The 17,353-nt window shown below is 43.7% G+C and carries 11 protein-coding genes and 1 pseudogene; 8 read left to right on the top strand and 4 right to left on the bottom strand.

All coding sequences use genetic code 11. The features are described from left to right. Positions 1 to 364: 364 nt before the first annotated feature. The 5 genes from BQ2633_RS09805 to BQ2633_RS09785 all read left to right on the top strand — a co-directional run bounded on the left by BQ2633_RS09805 (position 365) and on the right by BQ2633_RS09785 (position 4,433). Complete coding sequence (locus BQ2633_RS09805; RefSeq protein ID WP_075567368.1) at positions 365 to 697, top strand: helix-turn-helix domain-containing protein; 333 nt, start codon at positions 365 to 367, stop codon at positions 695 to 697. Next, positions 697 to 1,080 carry a MerR family transcriptional regulator gene (locus BQ2633_RS09800; protein WP_009437858.1) on the top strand — a complete coding sequence of 128 codons (384 nt, stop codon included), beginning with the start codon at positions 697 to 699 and terminating at the stop codon, positions 1,078 to 1,080. The genes BQ2633_RS09805 and BQ2633_RS09800 overlap by 1 nt, the downstream gene beginning before the upstream one ends. After that, the gene (locus BQ2633_RS09795) at positions 1,077 to 3,143 is read left to right on the top strand and encodes an AAA family ATPase (protein ID WP_075566785.1); all 2,067 of its coding nucleotides are present in this window, start codon (positions 1,077 to 1,079) and stop codon (positions 3,141 to 3,143) included. Before BQ2633_RS09800 ends, BQ2633_RS09795 begins: the two co-directional genes overlap by 4 nt. Next, complete coding sequence (locus BQ2633_RS09790) at positions 3,131 to 3,436, top strand: helix-turn-helix domain-containing protein (protein WP_075566784.1); 306 nt, start codon at positions 3,131 to 3,133, stop codon at positions 3,434 to 3,436. Before BQ2633_RS09795 ends, BQ2633_RS09790 begins: the two co-directional genes overlap by 13 nt. A gap of 94 nt (positions 3,437 to 3,530) precedes the next feature. Continuing rightward, entirely contained in the window at positions 3,531 to 4,433 is a 903-nt protein-coding gene (locus BQ2633_RS09785; RefSeq protein ID WP_075566783.1) for an Abi family protein, read from the top strand. Positions 4,434 to 4,785: 352 nt separating this feature from the next. Here BQ2633_RS09785 and BQ2633_RS11685 read toward each other — a convergent pair. After that, a pseudogene (locus tag BQ2633_RS11685) lies at positions 4,786 to 5,097 on the bottom strand (hypothetical protein); the annotation flags it as partial. A gap of 92 nt (positions 5,098 to 5,189) precedes the next feature. Between BQ2633_RS11685 and BQ2633_RS09775 the strand changes: the two are divergent. The 3 genes from BQ2633_RS09775 (at position 5,190) to BQ2633_RS09765 (ending at position 7,320) form a co-directional block, all read left to right on the top strand. Further along, positions 5,190 to 5,645 (top strand): type VI secretion system amidase effector protein Tae4, encoded by a 456-nt coding sequence (locus BQ2633_RS09775; protein WP_075566781.1) that lies wholly within the window; start codon positions 5,190 to 5,192, stop codon positions 5,643 to 5,645. Positions 5,646 to 5,649: 4 nt separating this feature from the next. Further along, positions 5,650 to 6,174 (top strand): WG repeat-containing protein, encoded by a 525-nt coding sequence (locus tag BQ2633_RS09770; protein WP_075566779.1) that lies wholly within the window; start codon positions 5,650 to 5,652, stop codon positions 6,172 to 6,174. A 216-nt stretch (positions 6,175 to 6,390) separates the two neighbouring features. Then, positions 6,391 to 7,320, top strand: a complete 930-nt coding sequence (locus BQ2633_RS09765; RefSeq protein ID WP_075566777.1) for an Abi family protein — start codon at positions 6,391 to 6,393, stop codon at positions 7,318 to 7,320. A gap of 158 nt (positions 7,321 to 7,478) precedes the next feature. Here BQ2633_RS09765 and BQ2633_RS09760 read toward each other — a convergent pair whose 3' ends face one another. From BQ2633_RS09760 to BQ2633_RS09750, 3 genes are all read right to left on the bottom strand, one after another. Further along, positions 7,479 to 13,670, bottom strand: coding sequence for a helicase-related protein (locus BQ2633_RS09760; protein ID WP_075567366.1), 6,192 nt, complete (start codon positions 13,668 to 13,670; stop codon positions 7,479 to 7,481). Between the two features lie 140 nt (positions 13,671 to 13,810). Further along, a complete protein-coding gene (locus tag BQ2633_RS09755) occupies positions 13,811 to 15,901 on the bottom strand; it encodes a type IA DNA topoisomerase (RefSeq protein WP_075566775.1) in 2,091 nt (696 codons plus the stop codon). A gap of 31 nt (positions 15,902 to 15,932) precedes the next feature. Continuing rightward, a complete protein-coding gene (locus BQ2633_RS09750) occupies positions 15,933 to 17,336 on the bottom strand; it encodes a DUF3945 domain-containing protein (protein WP_075566773.1) in 1,404 nt (467 codons plus the stop codon). Positions 17,337 to 17,353 lie beyond the last annotated feature (17 nt).

Here is a 17,353-nt window from a genome sequence, read left to right as displayed (position 1 = left end):
TACCTTTCTGACGGGCTCTTGAAAGCGTAATAGCTCTCTTTTCTTTGGTGCAAAGGTACATAAAAAAGAACCATTTACCAAAGTATTCTCTCATAATTATTTACAGTTTTTTCTGCTACACTGCCTGGTGCACGGTGCAAGACCCTTTATATATAAGGGCTTGCACCGTGCACCAGTGTCCCTTGGTAGTTGCAAAAAACAAACTTTTTTGTACCTAAATTTTGTCCTCCCTTTATCTTATACCAGCCCTATTGCATTCCTATCAATACTTACTTTGCATCTGATGCAAGACCTCTTGCATTGGGCGCACAAACTTGCATTATATGGGTTGGTCAAGCTAGGATGCGTTTATAACTTTGACTATATGATAAAGTTACTTCAGATTCTGAGAGAAAATCGCCTGGAAAAAGGCATCTCTCAAGAGTATCTTGCTGGAAAACTGGGTGTTTCCTCAAGTACAATCTCTCGCTGGGAGTCTAAGGGAAATTTCCCAAGTACTGACAAGCTTTTCGAGTATGCGAGCTTTCTAGACCTCTCATGCTACGACGTACTTGCACTACTTGCAAATGAGCAACCAAAACCTGTGGGTAGGATTGAAATTTCTGCCTACAACAAAGCAACCTTCAATCGTCTTGTTAATCTTCTTCTCAAAGAAGGAGGAAATGATATTGACTTTACTAAAACACATCTAATGTAATGGAAGTAATTTCTATGGAGAGCAGTGTCTACCAAGACTTGATAGACCGTCTCAATCGAATTGAGCAGTACGTTGAACGCACAACGCACTTGCTTCAAGACATCGACGATGAACTCGAGATGTCTACCAAGGATCTCATTGATACCTTGGATGTATCAGAATCAACCTTATACCGTTGGCGTAAAAAGAATATTGTTCGCTTCCGCTATACGGAGAGTGGAGATGTTCGTTACTTCTATAAGTCACTACTCATCTGCGCTCGGTGCAATCGTCTACGCATATCGGGTATGCGCAATGACGAATTGTTGGAGCGCCTACTTCGCTACAAGGATAAACTGATTCTTTGCAACTGCCTTAGTTTAGAACAAAAAGACGAACCATGATAGACAAAGAACGAATACTAGCATTAACAGATAGAGGACTAAGGGTCTTCTGTCATTATCTAGGCTTCGAGGTCAATCTGCATCGTAACTTTCGTAGTCCATTCTACGATGATAAGCGAGCTTCTTGCCATATCTATTATGACAAAAGGTCCTCGACTTATAAGTACTATGACCATGGCAATCCCTCCTATGCGGGGGATTGCTTCTGGTTCGTATCCGAGTTGAGAGGCATAGACCTTAAGACTAGTTTTCCAGAACTACTTCAAATGATAGGTCAAGACCTAGATCTTTGTATTCTTGATGATGTTAAGCAGCTACACAAGTTTGTTTCAACAAAAACGAAACCGACAGCCCCTATCTCTCTTCAATGCCAAACAAAACATGTAGAAAAGGCTGATGAGCTACCTTATAGTTTTGAGATACAACCTTTCGATGCTGCACTTCTTGCTTATTGGGCTCATTATGGCATTTATGAGGAAACATTGAGGCGATTTCGGGTTCGTGCTCTAAAAAGCTATTCTAGTCAAACTAGAGAGGGAAAACAATTTGAAATCAGGGCTACACCAACAGAACCCATATTTGCGTATATAGGAAATGGATACATCAAAATCTATCGCCCCAATAGTCCAAAGATGCGTTTTCTCTATGGTGGACAAATGCCCAATCCTTACAGTTTCGGAATGGAACAGATTCCAAGTAAAGGAGATATACTCTTTATCACTGGTGGAGAAAAGGATGTTCTGTCTCTCTCTGCTCATCACTTCCATGCGATATGCTTTAATAGTGAAACAGCACAAATACCAGAGAATATTATAGAGAGTTTACAGCTACGCTTTCGACACATTATCTTACTCTATGATACGGATGAAACAGGGGTAAGAGAATCTGATAGACAAGCAAATCTACTAGAGGCTTACAAGGTACAACAGCTTCAATTACCACTAAAAGGGACAAAGACAGAAAAGGACATATCTGACTACTTTGCACTAGGTAATGAGGAAGAGGACTTTCGTAAGTTGCTCGATAAGCTTTTCTCTCAAATGTACACGCAAACTATGATGATGCTACGTTCATGTGAAATAGACTATGATAATCCACCTGATGCATCGAAGTCAGTGATAGCCGTTAATGGCGTTCCTCTCGGTACACAAGACAATCTCTTCTGTATCACTGGAGGAGAAGGAACAGGCAAAAGTAACTACATCGCAGCTATACTTGCTGGCACATTAGGAACTGAGCGATTGGATGCAGAACAAACCCTAGGGCTTGAGGTTACACCCAATCCTAAAGGGCTAGCAGTGCTACACTATGATACCGAGCAATCAGAGGCGCAACTCCACAAAAATCTGGGCAAGACACTTCGGAGAGCATCTCTCACGAGTGTTCCCGATTTTTATCATTCGCTTTACCTCGCTTCTCTCTCTCGAAAGGACAGACTGAAACTCATCCGTGAAAGTATGGACTTGTTCCATCACAAACATGGGGGAATACATCTCGTAGTTATTGACGGCATAGCCGATTTGATCCGTTCAGCAAACGATGAAACAGAAAGCATCGCCATTGTCGATGAACTCTACCGCTTGGCAGGTATTTACAACACGTGCATTATCTGTGTGCTTCACTTTGTGCCGAATGGTATCAAACTGAGAGGGCATATCGGTTCTGAGCTACAGCGAAAGGCGGCTGGCATTCTCTCCATTGAGAAAGATGAAAACCCTGAATACTCGGTAGTAAAAGCCTTGAAAGTACGTGATGGAAGTCCGTTAGATGTACCTATGACGCTATTTGGCTGGGACAAAGCTCTCGATATGCACGTTTATCGTGGAGAGAAGTCTAAGGAAGACAAGGATAAACGAAAGAGCAACGAACTCCATGCTGTCGTACGTGGTGCTTTTCGCTCTGCAACACGCCTTTCTTACCAACAGCTCTGTGAGATTTTGATGCGAGAACTCGACATCAAAGACCGCACAGCTAAAAAATATATTGCTTATATGAAGGAACAAGGTATCCTTATTCAGGATAGCCAAGGAAACTATCAACAAAGAAAAATATGCCTTATCTAGATCCACATTATACCGAAGAACAATTTCGGAATTTGTTTCAGAAGCTCTTGCAGATGGAACTTAAACTTGATGAGTTGATATCATTGCAAGCACAAGAACACGCAACTACTGTTCATCCACCTCTCAGACCAGAGTACCTCGACATCATTGATGTTTCCAAGCTCCTTAAAGTTGAGCAGAAGACCATCTATAATTGGGTGTCGCAAGGAAAGATTCCCTATCTCAAAGCCAATGGCAGGTTACTTTTCCTTCGGGAGGAGGTGGATAATATGCTTAAACGGGGAGAAAGCTAGTAAAGACTCATTTCAGTCCTCTCTGGAGTAAAATACTTGGATAAAAAGGACTATAAGTCATCTCTTTCTGTTACCTTTGCAATAAAATAGATTTATGGCAAAAGAAGCAATCAACATTGACGAGCAGATAAGCCTTCTAAGGCAGCGAGGAATGATAATAGACAATGAAGATAAGGCTAAGGAGGTCTTATCGGATGTTGGTTATTATCGTTTAGGCTTTTACTGGTTTCCTTTTGAGCGTTCATACCCATGTAAAGTTGGTAGGACGCATGAGTTTCGGGAGGGGACTAACTTTGATGACATTGTTAGGCTGTACTACTTTGACTTCAATCTTAGAGGCATCCTAACTAGGTATCTAAATCGAATAGAGATTCACCTTAGGACATTTCTGACTTATTATGTCTCAAACTACTATAAGACCTCTCCTACGTGGTTTGTTGATCCTTCTATTGTTACAGCTAACTACATACAAAGCTTTGACCAAGAAGTATACACTAGTCGATTTAAGCGGACACCAGTGATAAAGCAACATCATCAAACCCATATCAACGATAAGTATGCTCCAGCTTGGAAGACATTAGAGTTTATGACTTTGGGAAGTGTCATACATCTCTTTAGTACTCTCAAGAATCAGCTAGTTAAGAGAAGAATTGGGGAGCATTTTGGAATAAAGCAACTTGTTGTATTTGAGAGCTACCTGTGTCTAATAAATACGATAAGGAATTATTGTGCTCATGGCAATGTTCTATACGATATTGCTCTGCCAGTGTCTATAAGACGTGGTCCCGCAGGTAAGATGGAGGAAACAAATTATCAGAACCTCTATGGTGCGATAAAAGTCATTTATTATATGATTGGTATTGTGTCACAGAATAGACAGGCTGATTTGAAAAGAGAATTATCCCAATTATTTGATAAGTATAATGCGTTTCAAGAGGTCCAAAAGACGATTGTAAAGGCAACTGGGATAAAAAATATCGGAGAAATGCTTGGGTAATTCAAGCATATGTATTACCTTTGCATCCAGTTAGAAGTGCCGGTAAAGACTTTAGTCGCTTTGCTAGCACTATAAAAAGTGATAATGGGGCTGTACACTTCGTCGGTACAGTCCCACTCTTTTTGTATATACTCCACATACATCATCTCATCTTCGGTCTACTGAACACTACTTTGCTCATGATATTTTGTTTCTCTTCCTTTTGTGGATTGAACGTTTGAGCGTAGTTGGAAGCAGACTTGAAGGTCTTTGAAGTATCTAATGGAGAACCAGCGGTATTCCCATTTCCGATGCTCTGGTGCTGTCCGCTCTGCTCCTGCGTACTCCTTGTCTGTTGCCCTTCTTTCGCTACATTCTCTTCCGAGGGAGGATTGAGGGTTAGCGCAATCTTTCGGTCAAGTTCTGCAGCTTGGGCTTTGATGTTGCGCAGCTCATCCTCCTTATTCCAAACTCCGGAGGAGATGGCTTTGTACACGTCAATGTCTTTTGTAGCCTTGGCGAGTTCCTTTTCGTGAGTGGCAATGACTTTCGGTATGCGCTCGAGTGCAGAGAGGAAGTTTTGACAAGCTAGTTTGGGGTCATTGGCTAGTTTGCCGTTGTTGTGCGTATAAAGAATACTACCCTCTCCTTTGACAAAGAACCGATTGACAGAGCCTTGGAAAAGCAGTAGAATATAAAAAAAACAGATTACCCACATATTATTTTGTTTTCCCCAAATTATTACCTATCTTTGCGGGAGATAAATGTTTATTTGATATGGCATATATTTCTTATACAACACTTAGTCATTATTTTGCAAGAGTAAAACGTCTTGCTCCATCACAGGTTGGTCAACTCATAGGGGGGAAAGTTGAAGAAAATATTAAAGCAAATATATTCCAAAATGCTTGTGCAATTAGACTTTCATACGCCTTTAATTATTCAGGATTACCCATAAGTAAATATGATGGTAAAGTTTCATCAGGGAAAGACAAAAAATGGTATTTATATCGTGTCGAAGATATGAAGAGTTTTGTCAAAAGGAACATTGGAGGAACGCCTATAAAAGGACACTCTCCAAAAGATTTTAGGGGGAAGAAAGGGATTATCATATTTACAGATTGTAACTGGACTAACGCTTCTGGTCATGTAGATTTGTTTAATGGAAAAGAAGTTGAAGGGCATGGATATTTCAATGAATGTGGAATGGCTATGTTATATGAACTAAAATAAAAAAATGAAAAATCGCAATAAGATTTTCTATCCTGCAATAACTTGCATCGCTCTTTTGTTTGTTAGTTGCGGAAAGAAAGAGAATAGGCTTTTCGTTGTGGAAAGAAACAACCTGTATGGATATGTCAACCAAAAAGGTGATACAGTTATAGATTGTAGATATCCGCTGACTTACACGGATACCATATCAAAGATAGGTTTTGTTGCCGATAACGAGGGAAATGTGAGGTGTTTTGATAATAGAGGAAAATTTCTTTTTTATGTATTCAAGTATGATAATGGACCAGACTATCCCTGTGAGGGATATTTCAGGATAGTGGATAAGAATGGACTTGTAGGCTTTGCCGATACTTTAGGAAATATAATTATAACTCCTAAATACAGGTTCGCCTATCCTTTCTCTGATGGAAAGGCCAAAGTAACGGATACGGGGAAATTAGTTATCGAAAAGCAATCTCTTGATAATCATACATACTGGTTATCTGATAAGTGGTATTTCATTTCATACAAAAAAACTCAAACACCCTGATTGAAAGAAATATAATATTTCAGGCGTATAGATCAAATTGCAGGCTGATTTGATGGTACTACAAGCACAAAAAAGGGAAAAAGTTTTGTCTATTCAAGAAAACTCCGTATATTTGCACTGAAATAGTAATGACACTTGATTGTAGGTTATGCCTACATCTAATGATAACAGTACTCGCTTGGCATACCGTAAGAACTGCCAGCGAGTCATTTTTTTATGTCTAACAAGGAATCACGATCTATTAGTGAGCAAATTGCGCTTCTAAAAAGAAGGGGTATGAGAATTGATGATGAGTTAGAAGCTTATCATCTACTAAGTCATGTCAGTTACTATCGCCTAAAAGGATATTGGTGGGACATGCAAAGTGATAAAGAGATACACCTCTTTAGAAATAATGCAGACTTTAAGGAAGTTGTCACCCGCTATAAATATGACAAGGAATTACGAATCTTGCTCTTTGGTGCGATAGAAATTATAGAAGTAGCTTTAAGAACAAAGTTGATATATCATCTTTCTCAATCTTATAGTGGTCAATTCTATACCCAAGCCTCTCTATTTGAAGATAAAGCAATCTTTCAAGAGCAAATTGCAACTTTGAAATCTGAATTTCTACGTAGTAATGAGCCTTTCGTCAAGGAGTTCAAAACAAAGTATGGAGTTTGGAACGGTCGAATATGTACTGATTTAAAAGAAGCTCCCGACTCGTGGATTATCTTTGAACTTGCCAGCTTCGGTACACTTTCAAAGATATACAAGAACTTGAATCACCAGCTCCCTGAGAAGGCACGTATTGCTAATGACTTTGGGTTAAATTTGCATAGCGAACTTTCTAGTTGGTTGGAGGCAATAACCTATTTAAGAAACCTCGTTGCTCATCACTCTCGACTTTTGGGACGTACAATGGTAAAGAAACCGATGCTTCCAAGTAATCCAAAAGGCTTATGGCATACAACTCCGATTGATGAACTCACCCGCAAGAAGCCTTATGCAATCATAGTCTCTTTACTCTATATGTGCAATGCTTTAGGGGAAGGAGGTCAGTTTAAGCATAAAGTAATTGTTTTTATAAAGTCATACCCATACATATTAGCATCAAAGCTTGGATTTCCCTATGATTGGGAGAAAGAGCCCATTTGGAAAGATTGAATATAAGCAATCTTTCTTGTTTCGGGTGAAACAGCATTTTAAGGCTGGCGAGCTTTATAAAATAACGACAATAAGCCCCTCAGGCGAGTCGAAAGACAGCATACTTGAGGGGCGTTTTTTATTTTATAAGGGCTTAGAAGAGAAAAAAGGGGAAAACACTATCTCATCTTCGGTCTACTGAACACTACTTTGCTCATGATATCCTGTTTCTCTTCCTTTTGTGGAGTGGAAGTTTGAGCGTAGTTGGAAGCAGACTTAAACGCCTTTGAAGCATCCAATGGAGAACCAGCGGTGTTCCTACTTTCGATGCTCTGGTGCTGTCCGCTCTGCTCCTGCGTATTCCTTGTCTGTTGCCCTTCTTTCGCTACATTCTCTTCCGAGGGAGGATTGTGGGTTAGTGCAATCTTACGATCAAGTTCTGCTGCTTGGGCTTTGATGCTGCGCAGCTCATCCTCCTTGTTCCAAACTCCGGTGGAGATGGCTTTATAGACGTCAATGTCTTTTGTAGCCTTGGCGAGTTCCTTTTCGTGGGTGGCAATGACTTTCGGTATGCGCTCGAGTGCAGAGAGGAAGTTTAGACAAGCTAGTTTGGGGTCACTGGCTAGTTTGCCGTTGTTATGCGTATAGAGAATACTACCCTCTCCTTTGACAAAGAATCGATTGACAGAGCCTTGAAAAAGGTCTTTCATCGAACTCTCTGTTTTGACCAAGATGTCAAAACCATAAATCGTACCAATCTTGTGATGCTCTCCTTCCGTACGCGCTTTTTCGGCTATTTCCTGCAAGCGCGTAGCCACTGCTTTCATATCGCTACTGTCCGAAACACCATTGATTTCTAGTTTGTTTATTGGATTGCCATCGCCATCACGCACCACCCGTTTCTCAAATTGTTCGAGATCATTTTGGGCTTCTGCCACACGTGAGGAATGGAAATCCACAGAATATTGAAGTTCACAGAGTTTTCCCGAAGCCGAATCACGCTCCTTCATAAAGTTCTTGCGCTCTGACTCTAGGGCTGTAATCTTCTTGTCGAGCTTTGCCTTTTCTAGAAGGTCGGTATTGCCCGAAAGTACAGCTACGTATTCGGAAAAATTCATACCGCTGTCTTCATCCATCGAGCCTTCATCAATGGTTCTTGCGCCAAGGGTGTTACTTTTCAATTGATTGATAAAAAGCTGCTTGTTGTGCAGCAGATTGAATTTGTAGCTATCCAATGACCGCTCCACGGCATAGATGATTACATCTACCTTATTATCGGCAAACTCCTTGGCAATGAGATTTCCCTTGCGCACGGCTCGTCCATTGCGCTGCTCAAGGTCTGAAGGTCGCCACGGGGTGTCCAAATGGTGGATGGCTACGGCACGTTGTTGCGCATTTACTCCCGTACCGAGCATAGAAGTTGAACCAAAGATGATGCGGATATCTCCACGATTCATCGCATCTACCATCGCTTTCTTGGCTCTCTCATTCTTGCACTCCTGGATAAAGCGAATTTCGTGGGCTGGAATGTTGTAGTCCTCTACGAGTTTACGCTTGATTTCTGAATACACGTTCCATTCTCCAGCCTTGTATGTTCCCAAATCAGAGAAGACAAACTGTGTCCCTTTCTGCTCATTGTATTTTTGATAGTAGTCATTGAGCATCTTGGCGCAATGTGAAGCCTTGTTGTCGATATGATCACTATACTTGCTTTCGTCAATCATACGCAAGTCTAAGCTCATCTTGCGCGCATAGTCCGTAGCGATAAGCATCTTTGCCTTTTCTTCTTTTTGACTCAAGGGTTCTCTGTCCAAAAGCGTTGCATCACCTGAGCGTGCAAATTCCATCAACTTCTTGATGAATTCTTCTTGCTCTGGTGTGGGCGGTATGTTGTGTAAGATTTCATTCTTTTCGGGTCTGTCAATACCAATGTCTTTGGCTGTACGGAAATCACATATCTCCGCATAGAAACTCGCAAGCTCAGGCACTTTAATGAAGGTGCGGAAGCGTTCCTTCTGAATAATTTCGTTGGTGATGGAAAACTCGTAGTCTGTACTCTTCTTGGCAAAGACAGCTGCCCACGCGTCAAAGCTGTTGATGCCTTGCTTCTCGAGAGCTTGTGGACGCAAGTATTTGAAGAGGAGATAAAGTTCCGTTAGTGAGTTGCTGATCGTCGTTCCACTGAGAAATGTTGCTCCCAAATCCTTACCGGAGCGTTCTTGAATGGTGCGAATGGCAAAGAGCATATTGAGTGCGCGTTGCGAACCATCGGGATTTCCTAAGCCGGACACGCGGTCGTGTCGGGTGTTGAACATCAGATTTTTGAACTGGTGACTTTCGTCTACAAAGAGGTGGTCGATGCCCATCATCTTAAAATCCACCGCATCATCCTTGCGTTCGGTGATACTGTCTTGTATCTCGTGCAGTTTTACTTCGAGCGTCTGTTTGCGTTTTTCTAAGCCTTTGAGCATCGCTTTGGAAATGTCCTTGCCTTCGTTACGCAAAACCTCTAAGTTCTCCTCTATGGAGTCTTTTTCCTTTTGGAAAATGGCTTCTTGCACCTTTAAAGCCTGCGGTATCATTCCGAATTGTTCGTGGGTCAAGATGATACAATCCCAATCATTGTTCTTGATGTCGGCAAAGATGCGCTGTCTATTTTGTTTGGTAAAATCATCTTTACCCGGATAGAGTATACGCGCATTGGGGTATGCCTTTCTAAAGGTATCGGCAATATCAAAGACATTGGCTTTGAGTCCTATAATCATGGGTTTGTTGGCTATCCCTAGACGCTTCATTTCATAGGCTGCTGTACACATGATAAGGGTCTTTCCTGCTCCTACTTCGTGGTCACAGATGCCTCCGCCATTGGTTTTGAGCATCCACACAGCATCTTTTTGACTTTTGTAGAGGTCGGGAATGCCTAATCGTTTGAGGTCTAAGTTGGGGAAGCTCTGATGCCCTCCGTCAAAGTTTGGACGAACAAAGCAATTAAAGAGTTCATTGTAGCGATTAGCCAACTGTTCTTTGAAACTGTCAGGACGTCTGCCTAACCAATCCACAAATCCTTGTCTGATTTCCTCAATCTTGCTATTGGCTTGTTGGATTTTCTCTCCATCACGCACTTTGATGGTGCGTTCTTCTCCGGTGATGGGGTCGACGACTTCTTTGCTTTTACTGATGTCGGGAATGGTGTTGTGCAAGGCGTGTTTGAGCAGATGCAAACCATCGTATTTGCGAAACTCTCCCTGCACGGCATATTTGTGCAAGATATTGCCGTTCTTCTGGTCGCAACCGATGGTATACTCGTCCATATTGGGATGATAGCCTACTCTTAGGTCTGTATCGAAAAACTCTGTGGCAAATTGTCCATAAACGCCTGCTGGTATCCAGCGTTCACCAAGGTTGAAGTCCAATTCAGCAAAGGGAATAGGAGTGGGTTTGGCGGCTATGAGGGCTGCCAAACTTTGTTGGGCTTCTTCATGGTCGGGATGGTCTAAGAGCCAAGAACTGATGCGCTCTGCTTTTTCGACGACATTGCCTGAGATGAATTTGTCTGCGACTTCGTAACCTTCGATTTCTGGGTTATAATAGATGCGTCCTTCAAGAGCGGAGATGATATCGCTTTCTTCCATCTCGGGGAGTAGCGAAGACATATAACTGAGTTCTACACTGCCATATTTGTTGAGGGATGCGCCAAGTGCTTCCAAAGGATCGGAAGCAATGGTGAGTTCTGAGGTTGAAAAGGCTGTGGGATGGTCGAAGATGTCGGCTTTGGTGTACTTCCCTTGTTCGGAACGCTCCAGAAATAGCATTTCTACTCCCGTGGCATCCATCTTGATGAGGTCGGTATTGGCTTTTTTGTTGAGTGCTCCCCAGCGTGCTACGAAGTTATCGTACAAGCGATTAAGTTTTTCTCGCTCTTCTTTATCTTCTGCGTGGTTGGTGGCTTCATAATCATAGAGACGGTGGTAACACTCACGGATTTCCACATAGGCTTTCAGGCGTGTGATTTGCGTGAGGGGCAAGTCCATCGGATGAAAGGTGGGTTGTCGTTTGAGGTCGGAGAGATAGCCCACTTGTCCTTTCTGCACCACAATTGAGCCATCACGCAGATGACTGTCGGGGGCAGAAAGAAATGGTCGGGGATTGGCATCAAAGATTTGTTTCACCTCCGCTATGGGCTGTGGTTTTAGCGTGGTGTCTTCATTGACAAAGTCAAAAAGCGAAGGCTCGGAAGTCGTGTTTTGCGTGGCTTTCCTGGACTTAGCGGTTGTCTGTGGTCTTGTCTTTGACTTTGTTTGCGTCTTAGCGGTTGCTTTCTTGGGGGTATTGGCTTTTAGTTCTGCACTGACGCGCTCTACTTCTTGTGTCCACAGCGTGTATTCCTCGGGAGCAAAGAGCAGATACTCCTGATTATTGTTGCTTTCTACAATGGGATGGTGGTCGTCATCGAAATAAACAGTTTGCCCATTCATCTCGCGTGGGGCTTCCACGTCTGGTCGCTTCTCTGCTTTTTCTTCATATTGATGGAATAGGGTTAATGTAGGCACACCTTCGGGAGCGGGTTCTTCGGATATGGATGTTTCTCGTATGTTTGTAGAAGCTTCTTCCTGCTCCTTTGTATCCTCCTTAATCTCTTCCTTTATTTCTTCCTTTATTTCCTCCTTTATTTCCTCCGCAATAGCTTCTTCTATCTGTACTTTTTCCTTGGTGAATTGTCCTTGTACCAAGTCTTCTAGTTCTTCTATTTCGTGGAGTTTGCAGGGCGTGAAATACAAATCGCGTTCTATACCCAAGCCGTGTACCTTCACTTCTTGCATTTCATCGAGCGACATATTTCCAAGTTCCCAACCATAACCCATCGTTACGGCTCCAAAACCTATTCGAGTTTTGGGGTCGTATTCTAATAGGTAGGCGGTGTAAGCACCCATCGGAAAGAAATAGCGTGCATACGCTGTTTTATCGCCAACTAGTTCTTTTTGTGTGGAATAGAGTTTGGGCAATTGCTTTTGAATGGCCTTGGGCATCAGGTTGTAGGCATCATTTGCTTCCTTTTCTTCTTGTGGAGTTGATTGTTCCTTCTGTTCTTTCTGCCCTGACAATCCTGCGGTCACACCCAGTTTTCGCAGTTTCTTTTCGGCTTCGGCTTGGCGTTCTTCTTCACTCATCGCAACGCCTGTGTGATAGAGTTTGCGGTCAAATCGTTCTTCTATATCGTGTGAGAGTTGTGCACGCAAACTGTCAGCCATTTCTTGAATTCCGCCCTCAAATTGATACTCCCACGTGGGTTTGCCATAAGGATCTGTTCCCATTATTCGAGTAGTGGCAATGGTATGCGATTGGATGTCTTCCCAACTGCCTTCAAAGAGCGCACTGTGTGTGAATGCCATTGAGAAACCATCGCCTTTGGGAACTGCAATGGTCTGCACAAACTTTTCTTCATCCGATGTTGCAATGCCTTTTCCACTTTGTTTTTGCAAGACAATGAGGTCACTCCCAACTTCTGTGCCTGCATTTTCACTGAACATTCCTCCGGGCAGGCGAATCGCAGAGATGAGTTTACTATTTTCCATCAAATAACGGCGGAAGGCTTCATTGCGTGGGGCATCTAATAAGCCTTGTGAGGTGATGAAAGCTAGTACGCCTCCTTCGCGAATGCTGTCGAGTCCTTTGATGAAAAAGTAATTGTGAATGGCGCGTGTGGATTCTTTCTTGATGACATTTTGTCCTTTGTTGTAGGCTCTATCATAGACCATAAAGTCACCAAAGGGGATATTGCTGGCGATAAGGTCATACTTATCGGCTTCTGCGCGTTCTTCTATACTTTCAAAGGGGGCTTGCTGTACAAAGATGGTGCTTTGCCCTAGGGGATGTAGACTTTGGGCTATGCGGGCGGTGAGCAAATCTTTTTCAAAGGCGTCTACCCGACCTACGTGTGGGGCGAGGGTTTCGGCAAATGCCCCCATTCCTAAGGAAGGGTCTAGGCAAGTACGAAAGGTCACGCCTGTTTTCTCTAAGGAGTCGGCAATGGCATTGACGATGCGTGTGTCGGTATAAAAGGAGGTGAGGACGCTTGCCTTGATGCTTTCCCAATAGCGTTTAGCCATATCGGCACTGGGGGCTTCTCGATAGATGAGTTGTTTGAGTGCGCAAGTGGGGGCAAAGAGGTCTTGTTCGGACTTTGACCAATAGCGGATGTCTTCGGGTTGGTCGGTTCGGTTTAAGATGCACTTCAATCCGCCAAAACCTTGATAGGCGCGCAGTACTTTTTGTTCTTCTTCGGTGGCGCTGCGTTGTTCTTTCTCCAAACGAAGGAGAAGACCTATGGCTGCTGTGTTGGCTGCTAATACAGCTTTTTTGTTGTAAGACATAGTAAAGAAATGAGAGAATTGAATGGAGGATAAAGGATAAGGAAGGGGGCGCAGAAAATGTGGCTTGTTTTCAAGAAAACGTGGGAGATTTTCTAAAAAAGCTCGGACTTTTTTGATGAAATTTCCCACGTTTTTATGGCTTACTTCCTACCTTTGGGTTTAGATGTGGTGTTGTCAAACTCAAATGCGGTGGAACCATCGCCACGAAGCACAAGATGGGCATTGAATTTCTTGCCTGCTTTGCTCTGAAAACCTTTGATGAGAGTTGTGCGCTTGGTCGTCAGGAGGTCTTTCGTCTGCGCTTCGGTGAGGGTGACGCCGCATATCTCGCGAAAGACGTGGAAATCGCAACCTTCACTCTTGCATTTCGCCACCTTGGGGAAGATGCCCACGGTGTCCTTACCGCACATCGGACAACGATAAGTGGGATATTGAGGCTGCACTATTTGTAAAGCAAGGAGTTCACGACAGATTTCAGCGGTATAGTCCTTGATGCGTGTAGAGAAGTCCTCGGCTGATGCTTTGCCTGCTTCGATGGCAGAGAGGGCGAGTTCCCAATTACCCGTCATTTCTGCATTGGCGATGCGTTGGTCTTTGACGATGCCATAAACGGATAAGCCTTTTTCCGTGGGGAGGAGTGTTTTCTTTTCTCTGCGGATAAAGTCACGAAGTAGGAGGGTTTCGATGATACTGGCGCGTGTGGCTGGTGTACCGATGCCACAGTCGCTAATGGCTTTGCGACTGTCGGTGTCTGCTATCTCTCGACCTGCGTTTTCCATCGCAGAGAGCAATGTAGCTTCTGTAAACAAGGGCTTGGGTTTGGTCTTATGTTGCGTAATCGCTCCGTGGTCAAGTGAGAGGTTCTCTCCTTCTTGAACATTGGGAAGCTCGGCGAGCAGTTCTTCCTTGGTTTCTTCGCTTTCATCGGATTGTGTTTTCTCTCCTTGGGAAGTATAGGCTTTCCATCCTTGCGACAAAATTTGTTTACCGCGCCAGACAAAGCGATGAGTGCCATCAGTTAGTTCTATCTGCATACGCTCTTCTTGGGCATTGGGGGCAAAGGCTTCTACAAAACGAATGCAAATCATTTGGTAGATAGCAGCTTCGTCGGATGACAATGTCTGGGTATTTCCCTCACCTGTAGGCAAGAGGGCGTGGTGGTCGGTCACCTTGCTGTCGTCCACGGTGTGAGGATTGAGTGGATGCGGTAGTGATGTGCCGAGTTTCTGCAGCAAACTATCGACTTCTTCAAAGACATCTTGGCTAATGTAACGACTGCCCGTGCGGGGATAGGTCGTTACTTTCTTTTCATAGAGGGACTGTGCCAGAGAAAGGGTCTTGTCTGCTGAAAATCCTAGTTGGCGATTGGCTTCTTTTTGAAGGGTTGTCAAATCATAGAGCAAAGGTGGGGGCATTGCTGCAACCTTGCGACTTACTGAGGTGGCTACCAAGGAGGACTGACGGCTTAGCGTAGCAAAAGCGGTCTGTGCCTCTCTCTCGGTTGCGAAATCCTCTGTACAAGTGGTCTGAAGAGGGACACCGTCTTTCTGCACAAAAGCTTGTAATCGCCAAAAGGGGACGGACGAGAATCCTTGATGTTCTAAATACCTACGGCAGATCATGGCTAGTGTGGGTGTTTGCACACGACCTAGTGAATAGGCTCCGCGTCGAGCGATGGACAAGGCTCGACTGGCATTGATGCCGACTAACCAATCGGCTTCACTGCGTGCCTTGCCTGCAAAATAAAGGGCATCATACGCGCATCCGGCTTTGAGCTGGGCGAGTCCCTCTCGGATGGCTTTATCGGTGAGGGACGAAATCCAAAGTCGCTGGAAGGGCTTTTGGCAACCTAGATAGCCATAGATATAGCGGAAAATGAGTTCTCCTTCTCGTCCAGCATCGGTGGCTACGATGATTTGATCGCTTTTTTCAAAACAGGAACGGATGATTTTAAGCTGCTTAAGGGCGGTTGGATCGTCTTCAAAATCTTTGCCTTTGCGGATTTGGCGCACCATAAGTTGGAAAGGCTGCGGAACGATGGGGAGTTCCTCTGCTTTGTAAGCACCATAGCCATATTGTTCGGGCATTGACAAGGTGATGAGATGACCGAATGCCCAAGTGACAAGGTAGCCTGCTCCTTCCAGGAAGCCATCTTCTTTATGATTCGCACCAACTATACGCGCAATGTCACGCGCCACGGAGGGTTTTTCGGCAATGATACAAGTTATCATAGCTTATTTTATTTATCGTTTTATTTATTGCTCACATCTTGCGACCGCGCTTTGCTTTTTGTTCTTGCTTGGCTTGCTGCGCTTCTGTGGGTTGGGTTTGTTGGGATTTGAGCGGTTCTTTGAGGCCTTTCGTGGCTTCGTTGGTTTTGCCGTGGTTATTGACCGCAACTTGAGTTTTATTCTCTTCGGCTACGGCTTCAACCTTACCCTTGTCTTGTTTCTTATCAGGATTCCATTTATAGAATCTTGGGCGGTTTTCCTCCATGTCCATACGGACATAGGCATTGAAGCTCTTGCCTTCCTTGTCTACCATATTCTTGAGATAGAGCGTGCTACCTGCATTCAAGGATTCGCGCTGTTTGTCGGAGAGCGTGAGTCCACAGAGTTTACGAGGAATTCCGCCTTGCTTTTGTCCTTGTTCTTGATGTTGTGCCTTGCGCTCCTGTAAACTATTCTTGTCACCAAAGATAAATTCAATGCCTTTCTTCTCGGCATTGACTTGGAGCGTGGCATCAAAGGATTTGCCGCTCTTGGAAGTCATCCCTTCTACCTTCACAGCCTTGCCTTCTATGAGGTCTTTGTATTGCTGGTCAGAGAGGTTTACGCCTTTTATCTCCTTGGGAATAGACACTCTGTCGGCACGCAAAGCGATAACTTCATTGGTTTGTGGGTCAATGGAAATGTATGCAGAGAAAGGTTCACCACTCTTGGGCGTTACTTCGATGGTTTTACCCAAATTTCCCGTTGCCAAAAGGGTTTCCTTTTCCTCATTCGAAAACTTGTGTCCCATATAGGGAAAGTCGAGTTGCGGTTCTTTTCTTAGGGAATGAACGGCAAGTGATATTTTTCCTTCTTCGTCTGTTCGGAATGCAAGGCGTGCTTCGGTGTGGATGGTGGTTTCTCCTACGGGAATGGCAATCGGCAATAGATTGGTTTTCTGCCAATTGAGCATTTTGTCGAGTTCTCCGTTCTGTTCGAGTTTTTCTTTAGAAAGTCCCAAGGTTTCAAGCATCTTCCAGTCTACTCGTTCGGGATTGATGGCTGTGGCATTCTTCTGCTGAGGAAGGTAATCTTCGAAATCGAGCTGAATGTCTTTTATCTTCTGCTGATTGTCGGGATTTTGCTTGTTTTGCAACATTGTTTTGAGATTCGCCACGCCTTGTTCCACATTGTCAGCAAGCACCTTGTACAAGCCTAAACGCTTGGGCTCGTTGAACTGTTTGAGGAAGTTCTCCATGAAGTTCTTCAAGAGTCCATCTCTGCTATTGAATTTGAAGAATTCGCTTTGATTTGCTTCTTCGGCAGGGGTTGTCTTGAGTTTCCCCTTTTCATCGATGTTTGAAACTACGGAAAGTTTACCTACTTCCGCCTCGTTTTTGACCTCCGTGCGGTCTTCCAAGACCAGCACATAGTCGTCCATGTGATTGTTGTCCATATTGATGCTATTAGTTG

The sequence above is a fragment of the Ihuprevotella massiliensis genome, assembly GCA_900095835.1.
GTDB classification, from domain to species: domain Bacteria; phylum Bacteroidota; class Bacteroidia; order Bacteroidales; family Bacteroidaceae; genus Alloprevotella; species Alloprevotella massiliensis.
This window is presented reverse-complemented; position numbering and strand designations above follow the sequence as displayed.

Excerpts from the sequence above, each read along its gene's own strand:
- BQ2633_RS09805 (WP_075567368.1), top strand. The coding sequence starts at position 365 with ATGATAAAGTTACTTCAGATTCTGAGAGAAAATCGCCTGGAAAAAGGC.
- BQ2633_RS09800 (WP_009437858.1), top strand. The coding sequence starts at position 697 with ATGGAAGTAATTTCTATGGAGAGCAGTGTCTACCAAGACTTGATAGAC.
- BQ2633_RS09795 (WP_075566785.1), top strand. The coding sequence starts at position 1,077 with ATGATAGACAAAGAACGAATACTAGCATTAACAGATAGAGGACTAAGG.
- BQ2633_RS09790 (WP_075566784.1), top strand. The coding sequence starts at position 3,131 with ATGCCTTATCTAGATCCACATTATACCGAAGAACAATTTCGGAATTTG.
- BQ2633_RS09785 (WP_075566783.1), top strand. The coding sequence starts at position 3,531 with ATGGCAAAAGAAGCAATCAACATTGACGAGCAGATAAGCCTTCTAAGG.
- BQ2633_RS09775 (WP_075566781.1), top strand. The coding sequence starts at position 5,190 with ATGGCATATATTTCTTATACAACACTTAGTCATTATTTTGCAAGAGTA.
- BQ2633_RS09770 (WP_075566779.1), top strand. The coding sequence starts at position 5,650 with ATGAAAAATCGCAATAAGATTTTCTATCCTGCAATAACTTGCATCGCT.
- BQ2633_RS09765 (WP_075566777.1), top strand. The coding sequence starts at position 6,391 with ATGTCTAACAAGGAATCACGATCTATTAGTGAGCAAATTGCGCTTCTA.
- BQ2633_RS09760 (WP_075567366.1), bottom strand. The coding sequence starts at position 13,670 with ATGTCTTACAACAAAAAAGCTGTATTAGCAGCCAACACAGCAGCCATA.
- BQ2633_RS09755 (WP_075566775.1), bottom strand. The coding sequence starts at position 15,901 with ATGATAACTTGTATCATTGCCGAAAAACCCTCCGTGGCGCGTGACATT.
- BQ2633_RS09750 (WP_075566773.1), bottom strand. The coding sequence starts at position 17,336 with ATGGACAACAATCACATGGACGACTATGTGCTGGTCTTGGAAGACCGC.